The organism is Citricoccus zhacaiensis (assembly GCF_014645315.1).
Lineage (GTDB): Bacteria > Actinomycetota > Actinomycetes > Actinomycetales > Micrococcaceae > Citricoccus > Citricoccus zhacaiensis.
In genome coordinates this window covers 17,889-32,973 of the sequence record NZ_BMLQ01000004.1, presented here as the reverse complement: position 1 = coordinate 32,973, position 15,085 = coordinate 17,889, and the positions used below count along the sequence as shown (strand labels likewise).

9 protein-coding genes are annotated in these 15,085 nt (G+C 70.9%); 6 read left to right on the top strand and 3 right to left on the bottom strand.

The annotated features are described in order from the left end of the window. Positions 1-194: 194 nt before the first annotated feature. The 3 genes from IEX49_RS07540 (at position 195) to IEX49_RS07530 (ending at position 4,172) form a co-directional block, all read left to right on the top strand. The gene (locus IEX49_RS07540) at positions 195-1,211 is read left to right on the top strand and encodes an ABC transporter substrate-binding protein (RefSeq protein ID WP_188805574.1); all 1,017 of its coding nucleotides are present in this window, start codon (positions 195-197) and stop codon (positions 1,209-1,211) included. A 1-nt stretch (position 1,212) separates the two neighbouring features. Next, positions 1,213-3,114 (top strand): siderophore-interacting protein, encoded by a 1,902-nt coding sequence (locus IEX49_RS07535; protein WP_188805573.1) that lies wholly within the window; start codon positions 1,213-1,215, stop codon positions 3,112-3,114. Between the two features lie 68 nt (positions 3,115-3,182). After that, positions 3,183-4,172 carry an LLM class flavin-dependent oxidoreductase gene (locus IEX49_RS07530; RefSeq protein WP_188805572.1) on the top strand — a complete coding sequence of 330 codons (990 nt, stop codon included), beginning with the start codon at positions 3,183-3,185 and terminating at the stop codon, positions 4,170-4,172. A gap of 42 nt (positions 4,173-4,214) precedes the next feature. On the opposite strand, the gene IEX49_RS07525 is transcribed toward IEX49_RS07530, so the two are convergent. Further along, on the bottom strand, positions 4,215-4,631 hold the full coding sequence (locus IEX49_RS07525) for a hypothetical protein (RefSeq protein ID WP_188805571.1): 417 nt from the start codon (positions 4,629-4,631) through the stop codon (positions 4,215-4,217). Between the two features lie 173 nt (positions 4,632-4,804). Here IEX49_RS07525 and pheS point away from each other — a divergent pair, with 173 nt between their 5' ends. The 3 genes from pheS to IEX49_RS07510 all read left to right on the top strand — a co-directional run bounded on the left by pheS (position 4,805) and on the right by IEX49_RS07510 (position 9,305). Beyond that, a complete protein-coding gene (gene pheS / locus IEX49_RS07520; protein ID WP_188805570.1) occupies positions 4,805-5,875 on the top strand; it encodes a phenylalanine--tRNA ligase subunit alpha in 1,071 nt (356 codons plus the stop codon). A 6-nt stretch (positions 5,876-5,881) separates the two neighbouring features. Continuing rightward, positions 5,882-8,521, top strand: a complete 2,640-nt coding sequence (gene pheT, locus IEX49_RS07515) for a phenylalanine--tRNA ligase subunit beta (protein WP_188805569.1) — start codon at positions 5,882-5,884, stop codon at positions 8,519-8,521. Positions 8,522-8,582: 61 nt separating this feature from the next. Then, positions 8,583-9,305 carry a 4'-phosphopantetheinyl transferase family protein gene (locus IEX49_RS07510; RefSeq protein ID WP_188805568.1) on the top strand — a complete coding sequence of 241 codons (723 nt, stop codon included), beginning with the start codon at positions 8,583-8,585 and terminating at the stop codon, positions 9,303-9,305. On the opposite strand, the gene IEX49_RS07505 is transcribed toward IEX49_RS07510, so the two are convergent. After that, a complete protein-coding gene (locus tag IEX49_RS07505) occupies positions 9,297-10,859 on the bottom strand; it encodes a M1 family metallopeptidase (RefSeq protein WP_188805567.1) in 1,563 nt (520 codons plus the stop codon). The genes IEX49_RS07510 and IEX49_RS07505 overlap by 9 nt on opposite strands. After that, on the bottom strand, positions 10,856-15,004 hold the full coding sequence (locus IEX49_RS07500; protein ID WP_188805566.1) for a Pls/PosA family non-ribosomal peptide synthetase: 4,149 nt from the start codon (positions 15,002-15,004) through the stop codon (positions 10,856-10,858). Before IEX49_RS07500 ends, IEX49_RS07505 begins: the two co-directional genes overlap by 4 nt. Positions 15,005-15,085 lie beyond the last annotated feature (81 nt).

The following is a 15,085-nucleotide window of genomic DNA, read 5'->3' as shown; positions in this document are numbered from 1 at the left end:
GTAAGACGGTGCGGTGGGCGGGCGGCGTGAGGCCGCGGCAACCTGCCCAGCGAATCACCTCGCTCCGGCCGTGGCCGGGCAGATGTCTGTTGGGGCGAGCACCGCGTCCGAATCGTCACACAAACCCCTCTGTATTAGGTAAGGCTTGCCTTAGGATTGCGTGCGGCTACTGTACCAATCCCCGAAGAGGTCCGATGAAAACCACCGTCCGCTACACCCGCACTGCTGTTGCCGTCCTGGCTGCCCTGTCCCTGGCGGGATGCGGGGGCGCTGGCGAGGCCGGAGACGCCTCGGGCTCCCCGGCCGGGGTCAGCTCCAGCACCGCGCAGGCCGCCGGTCCGGTCTCCGTGGAGACCGACTACGGCACCGTGGAGGTCCCGCAGGATCCCCAGACGGTGGTGGTGCTGAACTACGCCCTGGCCGGATACCTCTACGACCTGGACATCCCCGTGACCGCGACCATCCCGGAGGACACGGAGGCCGAGGGCGAGCACTCGGAGTTCTGGGCCGAAGAGGCGGAGGACGACGGCACCGTCTACCTGCCCTGGAGCGCCGACGGCTTCGACCTGGAGGCGATCCTCACCCTCGAACCGGACCTGATCATCGGCGGCGGCATCGGCTTCCCGCTGTTCCAGGCCGAGGAGGCCTATGAGGACCTCTCGGCGATCGCCCCGACCCTGCTCGTGGGCCGTGAGCTGACCTCCTGGCAGGACCAGTTCTCCTTCCTTGCCGGGGCCTTCGGCAAGGGTGACCTCTACGAGGAGCACGTCCAGGCCTACGAGGAGCGAGAGACGGAGGTGCGCGAGGCCATCACCCCGCCCGAAGGCGAGGTCGCGTTCCTCTCCCTGACGGCCGACGGCACCCCCTACGGCCTGGTCGAGGACGTCGGCCTGCCCACCACCTTCGCCGACCTTGGCTTCGAGGTGGCCCCGGTCTTCGCGGACGGCGGCTTCGAGGTCTACGGCCCGGGCGGCGACATGTTCGAGCTCTCCACGGAGAAGGTCGGCCAGGTCATGACCCAGGAGACCCTGTTCATCGCCGGCTTCAATGCCGAGACCACCTCGGTGGAGGACCTCCGCGAGAACCCGGTCTACGCCGCCCTGCCGGCGTTCCAGGACAACCAGGCCCAGGAATTGCCGTACTGGTCGATCCGCGGTGACTATGACGAGGCCCTGGCGTTGCTGGACCAGATCGAGGAGCTGTACGGCTGAGATGGCCCAGCACGAGTTCATCTCCCATCCGCTCACCGTCCGCCGGGTGCAGGTTCTGCGGACCTCCGAGGTCACCCCGCGGATGCGGCGGGTCACGCTGACCGGTGACCAGCTCGGCGCCTTCACGGTCGGCGGCCTGGACCGTCCGGGCTTCGCGTCGCCCACCTTCGACGACCACGTCAAGCTGATCTTCGCCTCGGATGGGGACATCGCCTCCGCCCTGCCCGAGCAGGTGCCCGGCGGCATCGAGTGGGGCGCGTCGGCCACGCGCCAGGGCCGGGACTACACGCCCCGCCGCGTGGATCTCGTCAGGCGGGAGGTGGACCTCGACTTCGTGCTGCACGGCCACGGTCCCGCCGCCAGCTGGGCGCGTGACGCGCAACCGGGCGATGACCTCTGGTTCGTGGGACCGAAGTCCTCCACCGTCCTTCCTCAGGGCCTCGACTGGATCGTGCTCGCCGGAGACGAGACGGCGCTGCCCGCCATCGGCCGCTTCCTGGACGAACGGCCCGTGCGGATTCCCGCCTACATCGTGGTCGCCGTCGCCGCCGACGAGGCACGGCAGGAGCTGAATCTCGGCCCGGAGGACCGGCTCGAATGGGTGGGGTCCGAGGATGCGGCTGCCGCCGCCGGCCTGCTCGCCCCCGCTGTCCGCGGCCTCGACCTTCCGCCCGGTGCGGGCCAGGGGAGCGGCTACGTCTGGGCCGCCGCCGAAAGCCGCGCCCTGATCCCCCTGCGCCGGTACCTCCAACGGGACCTGGGCATGCCCAAGTCCCATCTGAACATCACCGGATACTGGCATGCTGACACCCCGCAGACGACGCCGGCCGGGCCGCCTCCCGCGGAAAGCTCGGCACCGGCCCCGAAGGACACGGAGTCCGGCCAGGGCGCGCCCGCGGCGCAGTCGCTGGAACCGCCGGTGGCCTGGTTCGCTGCCCGGGCCGCCCTGCAACTGGGCCTGATCGAGGCCGTCGCGGACCATCCCGGCGCCTCGCGGGGCAGGCTCGCCGGGCTCCTCGGCGTCCCCGAGGAGCCCCTGGGGCCGCTGACGGCAGTCCTGGTGGACAGTGGCATCCTGACGGGGGACGGCTCCGCCCTCGACCTGGGTCCGCTGGGCGAGGAACTCCTGGTGGACGATCACCTGCAGGGCGACCTGACCGGGCTGGAGTCAGAACTGGCCCTGGCCCTCGATCAGCTCGTCCCGGCGCTGCGCGATCCGGGCACCGGGGCGTCGGCGTGGTCTCGGCGGCACGGAGCCAGCCTGTGGGCCGGCGCCCTGGCCGGCCGGGATAGCTACGCCGAGCTCGTGGCGGAGGGTGACATCCTGGACTACCTGCTCGACGTCGCGGTGGAGGACCCGGTCTGGGACACCGTGGAGACCGCCGGCATCAGCGGTCCGGGAGCGGCCGCCGTCGTCCGCGCCCTGGTCCGGCGCGACGCCCACCCGGCCTTGACCGTCCACGAGGATGGGGCGGGCCTGGAGGTCCTGCGGGCCGAACTGGCCGGCAAGGACGCCGTGCGGTTCGGTGCCCTGACGGTGACCGGCCCTCCGGTGCCGGCGGACGTGCTCGTCGGTGGCCTCGCCCTGGCCTACCGCACCGAGGCCGAAGCCGGCGATTTCCTGCGGCGGGCGCACCAGACTGCCCGGTCACTCGTCCTGGTGGAGGCCTCGCGCCCGGACGGGCTGGATGCGCACGCCCGCGAACACGCCCTGCTGTCCCTGGCCGGCACCGGAATCGCGCACCGCGGGCAGGCCATCGTCGCCCTGGCTGCCGGCTCCGGGTGGAGCCTGGACCGGGTGCTGCCCCTGGGCTGGGGTATCGAGGCCTTGTTCTTCACGGCCGGCTCGGACTCACCCGTCTCACCCGATCGGATCATGTCAGAGGCGGCTTCCGTGGAATAGAAAGTCCGTCAGCGGTGGTTGTCCCTGACGTACGCACCTGCTTCTGCCAACGTGAGGAACGACGACAATTGTCTGTGCCCCTGAGCATTCTTGATCTGGTCTCCATCTCCGAGGGATCCACTGCCCGGGACGGTATCGCCGCCTCGATGGATTCGGCCCGCATCGCTGATCAGCTGGGCTTTCACCGGATCTGGTTCGCGGAGCACCACAACACCCCCAATCTGGCGTCGAGTGCCACCGCACTGCTGATTTCCCAGGCCGCATCGGTCACTGAACGGATTCGCCTGGGCTCCGGGGGAGTCATGCTGCCCAACCATGCCCCGCTGATGGTGGCCGAACAGTATGGGACCCTGGCCAACATCCATGGGGACCGGATCGACCTGGGTCTGGGGCGTGCTCCGGGAACGGACATGATGACCGCCCAGGCCTTGAGCCGATCCTCGGCCGAGCCGCAGGCCTTTGCCCAGAGCATCTACGATCTGCAGGGCTGGTTCAGCGAGACCGGAACCGCCCACAGCGTGCCCATCATGTCCGCCGTGTCCGCTGGGACCGAGGTGCCCATCTGGGTCCTTGGATCGACCGTCAACGGAGCGTCCATCGCCGGCCAGCTGGGCCTACCGTTCTCCCTGGCCTCGCATTTCGCCCCCGACCAGCTCGATCAGGCCATCCAGGTGTACCGGGACTCCTTCACGGCCGATGCACCCACCGCGCAGATCGACGAGCCCTACGTGATGGCGGGCATCAACGTGATGGTGGCCGCCACCGACCAGGAGGCAACACGGGAACACACGGTGATCGAGCAGATGTTCCTCGACATCCAGCGCGGGCAGCGCCGCAGGCTCCAGCCGCCCGTGGACCCGGACACCCTTTCCGGTCCTGGCGGAGAGGGCAACCCCATGCTGCGGATCAAGGCCGTTGGCGCCCCCTCGACGGTGAAGGCCCAGCTGGAGGAATTCGTGGAACGTACCGGCGCCGATGAGCTCATTACCGTCACCTATGCCTTTGATCCTGCCGTGCGGGACCGCTCCCTGGAACTGCTGGCCGAAACCTGGCTCTGAGTCCCACAGGACACGGCGGACAAGCTCCGGCCGACTAACCCTCTACCGCCGCCGTGGCCACCGGACCGGGCGCTCGCGGTAGCCGCCGGTCACCAGGCCGGCCTGGCGCTCGAAGGGATTCCGCGAGGCCGGATCCCCGGTACGCAGCAAGGACCAGCCGGCCGCGGTGAAGTACAGCACCAGGAACGGCAGCCCCAGGCACCACGCGTACTGGGTGGCATGCCGGGACTCGTGCTCCAGCAGCCGGGCGGTCGGAGCGGTGTGGGGCCGGAACAGGACCATGTTGCCGACGGTGAAGGCGCCGCCGTCGGGAAAGGCCCACCGGTAGCCGAAGGCAAGGATCAGGCCGTCCGGGCCATGCTGGACCCGGCAGCCCGCAGCTAAGGCCAGGACCAGCCCCAGGGGCGTGGTCAGGTTCGCGACATTCCACAGCTGGCGAAACCGCAGGCGGAGGGGCATGGGCCCATTCTGCCCGGACAGGTCGAGACGTCGTCGGTACGCCGTGCCGGCTCTCCGGCCATTAGACTGGCCAAGGCCTTCCGCCGGGTGCGGGTGGCCACACCCAAAGTCAGAACCGCAAAGCTACGTTTTTCTACATTCGCAACCTCAGGACATGAAGGTCGTTGCCCACCATGACGGAAACCCCCCAGTCGGACGCCAACGGGCCGGAGATCTCCCCGGCCGACGAGACCGCGGTGCATGCCGCCGTCGAGCAGGCCCTGGAGGCCTTCGCCGCCGCCGCCGACCTCGATGAGCTCAAGGCGGCCCGACTGGCCCACACGGGAGAGAAGGCGCCGCTGACGCTGGCGAACCGGGGGATCGGCAAGCTGGCCAAGGACCAGAAGGCCGTGGCCGGCAAGCTCATGGGCGGGGCCCGCAAGTCCATGGAACGGGCGCTCGCGGCCCGCACCGAAGTCCTCGAGGCCGAGCACGCCGCCCGCATGCTCGTCGAGGAGACCGTGGACGTCACCACGGCTGTGCGCCGCCGGCGCGTGGGTGCCCGGCACCCGCTGTCCGTGCTGCAGGAGCGCGTCTCGGACATCTTCATCGGCATGGGCTGGGAGATCGCCGAGGGGCCCGAGCTCGAGTCGGAGTGGTACAACTTCGATGCGCTGAACTTCAAGCCGGACCACCCGGCCCGCGAGATGCAGGACACCTTCTTCGTGGACCCTGCCGAATCCCACCTCCTGCTGCGGACGCAGACCTCGCCCGTGCAGATGCGCGCCATGCTCGAGCGTGGCGTCCCCGTGTACGTGCTCTCGCCCGGCCGGACCTTCCGTACCGATGAGCTGGACGCCACCCACACCCCGGTCTTCCACCAGTTCGAGGGTCTGGCCGTGGACAAGGGCCTGACCATGGCGGACCTGCGCGGCACGCTGGAGTACTTCGCCCGTCAGATGTTCGGGCCCGAGGCCACGATCCGGCTGCGCTCCAACTTCTTCCCCTTCACCGAGCCCAGCGCGGAGATGGACATCTGGCACCCCGGCGCCAAGGGCGGTCCGCAGTGGATCGAATGGGGCGGCTGCGGCATGGTGCACCCGAACGTGCTGCGTGCCGCCGGGCTGGACCCGGAGATCTACTCCGGGTTCGCCTTCGGCATGGGCGTGGAACGCACCCTGATGTTCCGTAATGAGGTCCTCGACATGCGAGACATGATCGAGGGCGACGTCCGCTTCTCCCAGCACTTCGGAATGGAGATCTGATCACCCGTGCGCATCCCGCTGTCATGGCTTCGTGAATATGTCCCGGTCCCGGCGGACGCGACCGCCGAGGACGTCATGGCCGACCTCGTGAGGGTCGGCTTCGAGGAGGAGGACGTCCACCGTCCCCTGGACGAGCTCTCCGGCCCCCTCGTGGTCGGCGAGGTCCTGGAGATGGTCCCCGAGCCGCAGAAGAACGGCAAGACCATCAACTGGTGCCAGGTCCGCGTGGTGCCCGAAGGCCAGGAGCAGACCCTGTCCGGCGAGGGCATCGACCCCTCCGGAGTGCAGGGCATCGTCTGCGGCGCCCACAACTTCCAGGTGGGGGACAAGGTCGTCGTCACCCTGCCCGGCGCCGTGCTCCCCGGTGACTTCCGCATCACCCCGCGCCAGACCTATGGCCACCTCTCCGCCGGGATGATCGCCTCGGCGCGCGAGCTCGGCCTGGGTGAGGACCACGACGGCATCATCGTGCTGTCCTCCCTCGGCTTCTCGCCCGAGAACGGCAACGACCCTGAGCCCGGCACGGACGTGTACGACCTCCTGCACCTGCGGGACGAGGCCGCCGAGATCAACGTGACCGCGGACCGCAGCTATGCCTTCTCCATCCGCGGCGTGGGCCGCGAGTACGCGCACGCCACCGGGCTGCCCTTCACCGATCCGGCCTCCCTGGTCACGGCCCCCGAGCCGAACGGCCAGGGCCACCCCGTGCGCCTGGAGGACGAGCGCCCCATCTACGGCGTCCCCGGCTGCGACCGCTTCGTGACCCGCACCGTCACCGGCATCGACCCGAACCGTCCTACCCCGCCATGGATGGCCCAGCGCCTGCGCCTGGCCGGCATGCGGTCCATCTCCCTGGCCGTGGACATCTCCAACTACGTCATGTGGGAACTCGGGCAGCCACTGCACTTCTATGACGCGGCGAAGCTGCAGGGCCCAATCGTGGTCCGCCGTGCCGCCGAGGGAGAGACGCTGACCACCCTGGACGGCAAGTCACGGACACTCTCCGCCGAGGACCTGCTCATCACCGACGACCGTGGACCGATCGGCCTGGCCGGCGTCATGGGCGGCGGCGAGACCGAGGTGTCCGAGTCCACCACCACGATCGTCATCGAGTCCGCCCACTTCGACCCCGTGTCCATGGGGCGGACCCGCCGCCGGCATCGCCTGCCCTCCGAGGCCTCCAAGCGCAACGAGCGCGGCGTGGACTGGGAGATCGCGGACGAGGCGGCCGAGCGCGCCGTCCAGCTGCTCGTCGAGCTGGCCGGCGGCACCGCTGACGCGGGGATCACCGAGGTGGGCACCCGTCCGGAGCCGAGCGTCATCGAGCTGCCGGCCTCCTACCCGGGGGCCCGCATGGGCATCGAGTACACCGAGGACCAGATCGAGACCACCCTGCGGGATCTGGGTGCCACGGTCGAGCGCGGCACGGCACCGTGTGCAGGACATCCCGACGCCGGCCCGGCGGGGACGGTCTTCACCGTCACCGCCCCCACCTGGCGCCACGACCTGGAGATCCGGGACGACCTGGTTGAGGAGATCGCCCGCCTGATCGGGTACGACCAGATCCCGTCCACCCTCCCGGTGGCCCCTCCGGGGCGCGGGCTGACCCGGGAACAGGCGGCCCGGCGCCGGGTGGTCCAGGGACTGGCCGACGCCGGTCTGACCGAGGTGCTGGCCTACCCCTTCGTGTCCGAGGCGCAGAACCGCTTCTTCGGCTCCGCCACCGCGGACGAGGGCGCAGCGCAGAGGATGGTGCACCTGGCCAATCCGATCTCCGCCGAGTTCGGGTACCTGCGCACCTCCCTGCTGCCCGGGCTGCTGGACATCGCCCGCCGCAACCACTCCCGCGGTTTCCGGGACCTGGCCCTCTACGAGTCCGGGCTGGTCTTCCTGCCTGGTGAGCAGTTGGGCTCGGCCACGATCCCGCCACTGGGCGCCCGCCCCGCGGACGAGGTGCTGGCGGACCTGGAGGCCGGCATCCCTGACCAGCCGCGGCACCTGGCCGCCGTCCTCACGGGGCACGACTCCGCACCCGGTGCCGGCCACCAACCCGGTACGTACGACTGGCAGGACGCCCTCGGTGCCGCCCTGGACGCCGCAGCGATCCTCGGCGTGGACCTGCGGGTCGCCCAGGGATCCCATCAGGCCTTCCACCCGGGACGCACGGCCGAGCTGCGGTTGGCCGGTCCTGCGGGTTCGGATGGTGCCACCGATGCCGACGGAACCGTCATCGGCGTGGCCGGGGAACTGTTGCCGTCTTGGCTCGAGGACGCGGACCTGCCCGCCCGCACCGTGGCCATGGAGCTCGACCTGGACGCCCTGATCGCCGCAGCGGAGGACGTGGTGGTGGCCCGGCCGATATCCACCTTCCCGCTGACCAGCCAGGACGTGGCCCTCGTGGTCGCGGACGACGTGGTGGCGGGAGACGTCCTGGAGACCCTGCGTGAGGGAGCGGGGGAGCTGCTCGAGGACATCAGGCTCTTCGACGTCTACTCCGGGCAGGGCGTGGAGGACGGCCACCAGTCACTGGCCTTCTCGCTGCGCTTCCGTGCCCCGGACCGGACCCTGACCGCGGACGAGGCCTCCGCGGCCCGCACGGCCGCCACCGAGCTGGCCGCCCGGCGCCACGGAGCCGTCCAGCGCTAGCGTGTATTCGGCCACGAGGTCGGGGACACCGCCAGCAGGGCAGGCAGGGAAAGCAGGGACCATGGGCACAGGTGACGGGCCGGCGTCGGGCCCGGGATGGCACGTGGTGGTCACCGGTCCCCGGACCGGTGACCAGCGCCGTGAGGCCCTCGACTTCCTTGCGGTGTCCCTGGGGCACCGGCCGGGGACCTTCGAGGTCACCCATCGCTGTCCCCAGTGCGGGTCCGAGGACCACGGCCAGCCGGAGCTGCGACACAGCCGGTTGGCCCGGCGCCGGCGGGGCCCGGACGCGCTTGCACCGGGGGACCTGGCCGCGCCACTGCCGGCCGTGAGCTTCAGCCGGGCCGGAGGCTGGCTCGCCACCGCCTGGCTCGGGGCGTCGGACACGGCGGCGGGCTGGCGGATCGGGGTCGATCTCGAGCAGGCAGGGTCCGCGGCGTTTGCCGCACCCTCCGAACTGGCCGGCGTCGGCTTCTCCGCGGAGGAGGAGCGGCTGCTCGGTGCCCTGGAGGATCACGTCCGCCCGGGCACCCACGGCCAGCTGTGGTGCGCCAAGGAAGCCCTCGTCAAAGCCCAGGGCACCGGATTCACCGGCGACCCGGCAGACGTGGCGGTCACGGTGCCCGGGACCCTGGAGCTGGCGGTGCCGGACCGGCCCGGTTCCGTCATCGTCCCAGACCGCGACTGGCCAGGCGGCCATGCCCCCGAGCACCTGCTCGGCGCCGTCGTGCTCCTGCCGCCGGCCGGGCCAGGGTCCGAAGGAACTCGCGCGGCGTCAGCGTGACGTGGGGAAGGCCGGCAGTGCGGACTCGCACAGCCAGGGCCGCATGACCGCACGTGCATGACCGGCCGGGTGACCGGCCGCCTCGGCCTGGCGGTCGGCGTGGTCCAGGAACATCCCCGTGTCCACGGAGGAGTGCCGGTGCTCTGCCACCCAGGAGCGGATCAGCTCCGTGAACACCTCGTCGCCCACAGCCCGGTTGAGGGCGAACAGGGTCAGGGCCCCGCGTTTGTAGATGCGGTCGTCGAACATCAGCTCGGGCCCCGGGTCCGCCACCACTAGGTCCTTGGCCTTCAGCGCCAGTCCTCGCCAGGCGGTGCGGGCCAGCGAGGTCAGCGTGCCATGCCCCGACTCCGCACCCCACAGCCATTCGCTGTAGCAGGCGAACCCCTCGTGCAACCAGATGTCCTGCCATCGTCGCAGGGTCAGCGCGTTGCCGAACCACTGGTGCGCCAGCTCGTGGGCCACCAGCCGCTCGGCGGCCCAGGAACCCGTCAGGTGATTGGCCCCGAAGATGGACAGGGACGCCGCCTCCAGCGGGATCTCCAGCACGTCGTCCGTCACCACGGCCGTGTACCGGTCGAAGGGGTAGGGACCGAAGTGCCAGCTGAAGCACGCCATCATCTCGGTCTGCCGCCCCAGGGCCTCCAGGGCGCGGTCCTGCAGGGCCGGGGATACTGCCAGGAACACGGGAGCCGGCTCGTGGTCGGCCACGCCCGCAAGGCCCATCTCGTCGTGGCCCTCGCCCTCGCGCTGGCCCTCGTCCTCGTACCGGCCCTGGTCCTCCTGGCCGTCTCCGCTCTCCGGGGCATGACCGGGACGCCAGTCCCCGTCCGTGCCCGGCAGCAGGTCCTGCACCAGGCCCCGCACCCGCTGCCGGAAGGGGCCGGTGGCGCGGTGGCGCCCCGTGGGGTGTTCCGGCACGGCGACCAGCTGGTACCGGCCGATCTGCAGGGTGACCAGGTAGGTGGGGGCCGGGTCACGCAGCTCCCAGGTCCACTCCTCACGGGAGGACCGGCGGCGGTGACCGGTGGGCAGGCCGTTGCAGACCGGCAGGTATCCGGCATCCGTGGCCACGGTGAAGTGGTAGGTGGACTTCACGGACGGGTGGTCCACGCACGGGAACCAGGTGGCCGCGCCATTGGGCTGGCCCGCCACCAGCACCCCGTCGTCCAGTTCTTCCCAGCCGATCTCACCCCATGGCCCGTCCAGCATCTTCGGCACCCCTGCGTAGGTGACCTCGAGGGTCAGGGGAGCACCGGCGTCGAGCCTGGTGGCCAGGTCGACGACCAGCCGGCCTCGGCGCGCAGCGGACTTGGCGACCTTCACGGTACGGCCCTCCGAGGCAGCGGTGACCTTGCTGACCGAGAGCTCATGCAGATCGAGCTCGATCCGCTTGGCCGGCCGCAGGACGGTCCCGTCGAGGCGGGCCTTCCCGGCGATCCGGTTGGCGGCCAGCTTGACCTCCAGCTGCAGGTCGTAGTGGCCCACCGTGAAGTCCGGCGTCCCCGATCCAGGGATGTACGGATCGGGCAGAACCGGGGTTTCCACACTCACGGGCGGCTGTGCTCCTCAGGGTCTTCGGCCGCAGTCGCGGCTGTTGTCTCGGCGTCTCGTTCGGCGGCTCGCCTTGCGGCGGCCCTCTCGGCTGCCTTCTCGGCCTTCTCCTCGAGCCGTTCCAGTCTAGTGATGGCCGCAGCGCGGCCCTTCACCTTCGGCCCCTTCCACGGGGCCACCGGGTTGCCGGTCCACCAGGAGTGGCCCGGGACCATCTCACCGCGCATGATGAGCGATCCGGCGCCCACCGTGGCGCCGTCGTCGATGGAGGCCGCAGGCAGGATCACCGAGTTGGGACCGAGGGTCGAACCCTCGCCCAGCTGCACGGTGTCCAGGGACATGACGCGGTCATGGAACAGGTGGGTCTGGACCACACAGCCCCTGTTCACGGTCGAGGAGTCGCCCAGGGTCACCAGGTCGGCCTCGGGCAGCCAGTAGGACTCGCACCACACGCCGTGGCCGATCCGGGCTCCGAGGGCGCGCAGCCACCAGACGAGGGAGGGCGTGCCGGAGGCGATCCGCCCGAACCACGGGGCGGAGACCACCTCGATGAAGTTGTCCACCACCTCGTTGCGCCAGATGAAGGAGCTCCAAAGGGGGTGCTCGCCGGCCTTGATCCGGCCGACGAGGACCCTCTTGGCCAGGACGGAGGAGCCGGCCGCCAACGCGCCGGCGGCCATGAGCACCACTCCGCCGAGCACGATGGCGAGCCACCAGCCTCCGGGCCCGGCCCCGTCTGCGGCCCCGCCGCCCAGCTGGGCGAGTCCGTCGAGGGCGACCACCACGGCCACGGCAATGACCACGGAGCACCAGACGGCCAGCAGGCGCAGGGACTCCCAGGCGCTGCGCACCAGCTTGAGCCGCGCCGGCGGATCATAGGTCAGGGCGTCGTCGGCCTCGACCTCGGTCCGGCGCAGGCGCACGGGCGGGGAGCCCAGCCACGAGGAGCCGGCCTTGGTCTTCTTCGGGGTGGCGGACAGCACGGCCACGAGGGCGTTCTTGGAGAGCTTGCGCCCGGCGGCGACCATGCCGGAGTTGCCGACGAAGGACTTCTTGCCGACCTTCGCCTGGCCCACGTACATCCAGCCACGCTGCAGCTCGTAGGAGCCGATCATGGTGTCATCGGCCAGGAAGGCGCCATCGCCGATCTGGGTCAGGGCCGGCTGCAGGATGACGGTGGACGCCTCCACGTTGGCGCCGACCTCGGCCCCCAGCCAGCGCAGCCACACCGGGGTGAACCGGGAGGCATACAGCGGGAAGAGCAGGTCACGGGCGGTGTCCAGGACGCGTTCCGTGGCCCACAGCTGCCAGCCGATGCGGGAGCGGACGGCGTGGTAGCCCTCGGCGACGCCGAGGGACAGCAGCCGCACGGACACCACGGTGAAGAGCATGTTCGCACCGAACCACACGGCGGCGATCAGGGGGCTGGCGGCCAACAGCCGCCAGGCGGAGCCGAGTGCGGTCTCCGGGGCCGCGCCGGCCCCGCCGGACTGCCAGTCCGGCCACCAGGCCAGTGACCACAGGCCCACCAGGGCAGCTGTCAACGCCGCGGCCACCGGCAACAGGGCCAGGACGCCGGAACCGATGGTGGACAGCACGAGCCAGCCGGTGGCCCGCGGCGGGTCGATGTTCGGGCCGTCGTACTTGGCCTTGCCGAGGCGCTGGGCGGGGGAACCGGCGTACTCGAGGCCGTCCTTGGTCTTCCCGGTCACCGTGGAGCCGGGCTGGATGACGGTCCCGGTGCCGATGACGGCGCCGGGCATCAGCGTGGAACGGGAACCGACCACGGCGTCCTCGCCGGCAGTGATGGCGCCGACGTGCACCACGTCACCGTCGATCCAGTAACCGGACAGGTCGACCTCGGGCTCGATGGAGGTGCCGGAACCGAGGTCCAACAGCCCCGTGATGGGCGGGACCGAGTGCAGGTCCACGTGCTTGCCGATCCGGGCACCGAGCAACCGGGCGTAGGTGGGGACCCACAGGGCGCCGCCCAGGGACACCGGGTCCACGAGGTCGGAGATGTGCTGCGCCAGCCACAGGCGGAGATGGACCTTGCCGGATCGGGGGTAGGAGCCGGGTTGGATCCCGCGCAGCAGCAGCCGGGCCGCCACCACGGAGATCGCCATGCGCCCCGGCGGGGAGACGAAGAGCAGCCAGCCGGCCAGCACCCACCACCAGGAGACGGTTGGTGCCCCGGGCAGGACGCCCCAGGCCGCGGCCAGTTTGGACCCGGCGGCCAGGTAGACGACCCAGCGCAGGGCCACGAGGATGACCAGGGGGATGCCCATCAGCGTCTGGAAGACCTGGGCCTTGCGTGCGGTGCGCACCACGGGACGCGGTTCCACGGGCTCGGCCGGTTCGGCCGGCCGGCCGTCGTTGCCGGTCACGGCCTCCAGCAGAGCGCCGGCACGGGGGTGGGCGTAGATGTCCCGCACGGTGACGGAGGGGTAACGGGTGCGCAGGCGGGACACCAGCTGTGCAGCCGCCAGGGAGCCGCCGCCGGAGGTGAAGAAGTCGGTGTCCAGGTCCTCCGGGGCCACGCCGAGCACGTCGGACCACTGGGACAGTACCCAGCCGCCGGGGGACTCGGGATCCATGGGGAGGTCGGAGTTGGGGCCGGAGCCGCCGTGGCCGGAGCCCTGTCCGGCCTGGCCTGGCAACGGCCACGGCAGGGCCTTGCGATCCACCTTGCCGGAGGTCTTGGTGGGCAGGGTCTGCACCGTGACCAGACGGGGGACCAGTGCTCCGGGCAGTTCCTTCTCGAGGATCCGGCGGAAGGCCTTCAAGTCGGGTTCCCCGTGTTCCGTCGTCGACGCCGGCACCGCCAGGTAGCCGATGAGCAGTTGGGTTCCGGCTGTGGTCGTCTGGACTGCGGCGGCCCCGCCGGCGACGCCCGGCAGGGCCTGGAGGGCCGCATCGATCTCTCCGAGTTCGATGCGGCGGCCACCGAGCTTGACCTGTTCGTCGGCGCGGCCCACGAACAACAGGCCCTCCGGGTCCCAGACGACGAGGTCCCCGGAACGGTAGGCGCGCTCCCACCCGAGGGACTTCATCGGGGCATACTTCTCTGCGTCCTTGGCCGGGTCGAGATAGCGGGCCAGGCCGACCCCGCCGATGATGAGCTCGCCGGTCTCGCCCTCGGCCACGGGGATCCCCGTGGCCGGGTCCACGATGGCCAGGTCCCAGCCGTCCAGGGGCAGGCCGATGCTTACCGGCCCGGTGCCGTCCATGGGGGCTGCGCAGGCCACCACGGTGGCCTCGGTGGGCCCATAGGTGTTCCAGAGCTCACGGTCGTCCTCGGCCAGGCGGGCGGCCAGGTCCGGCGGGCAGGCCTCACCGCCGAAGATCAGCAGCCGCACGTTCTCCAGGGCCTCCGGGGGCCACAGGGCGGCCAGCGTCGGCACCGTGGACACCACGTTGATGGAACGGGAGACGAGCCAGGGGCCGAGGTCCATGCCGGAGCGGACCAGGGAGCGCGGGGCGGGGACGAGGCAGGCACCATGGCGCCAGGCCAGCCACATCTCCTCGCAGGAGGCATCAAATGCCACGGAGAGCCCGGCCAGAACACGGTCGCCCGGGCCGAGAGGGTCGTCCTGGAGGAAGATGCGCGCCTCAGCGTCCACGAAGGCCGCGGCGTTGCGGTGGGTGACGGCCACGCCCTTGGGCGTGCCGGTGGACCCGGAGGTGAAGATGATCCAGGCATCGTCCTCCGGCCCGGGTGGACGGGGGCTGGGGAACGGCTTGGGCCGCTTCGAGGACGTCTGCACCCGGCCCTGACCGGAGAGGATGGCGGCCACCTTGGCCTCGGAGAACACCAGCCGGGCCCTTTCGTCCGGGTCGTCCGCGTCCACCGGGACGTAGGCGGCACCGATGTACAGGGTGGCCAGGATGGAGACGTAGAGCTCCACCGTTCCGGACGGGATGCGGATGCCGATCCGGTCCCCGGCGCCGAGGCCGGCACTGTGCAGGGCTCGGCCTGTTACCTTCACCTCGTCCAGCAGCTCCGCGTAGGACAGGACGGTCTCTCCGTCGTCCAGGGCCGGCGCCTCGGGATGCTGCTGGGCGGTGGCCTCCAGCAGACGGACCAGGGTCCGGACCGGAGGGGCCTTCTCAGCGGAGGGCAACTGGGGCACATACGGGGACACGGTGGCGTTCGGCCTACTTCCGACTCAGGTTCAACGGGATCGAAACGGGATAAAAGTGCGGATCGAAAAAAGAATGCCTGT

Excerpts from the sequence above, each read along its gene's own strand:
- IEX49_RS07510 (WP_188805568.1), top strand. The coding sequence starts at position 8,583 with ATGGGCACAGGTGACGGGCCGGCGTCGGGCCCGGGATGGCACGTGGTG.
- pheS (WP_188805570.1), top strand. The coding sequence starts at position 4,805 with ATGACGGAAACCCCCCAGTCGGACGCCAACGGGCCGGAGATCTCCCCG.
- IEX49_RS07540 (WP_188805574.1), top strand. The coding sequence starts at position 195 with ATGAAAACCACCGTCCGCTACACCCGCACTGCTGTTGCCGTCCTGGCT.
- IEX49_RS07525 (WP_188805571.1), bottom strand. The coding sequence starts at position 4,631 with ATGCCCCTCCGCCTGCGGTTTCGCCAGCTGTGGAATGTCGCGAACCTG.
- IEX49_RS07535 (WP_188805573.1), top strand. The coding sequence starts at position 1,213 with ATGGCCCAGCACGAGTTCATCTCCCATCCGCTCACCGTCCGCCGGGTG.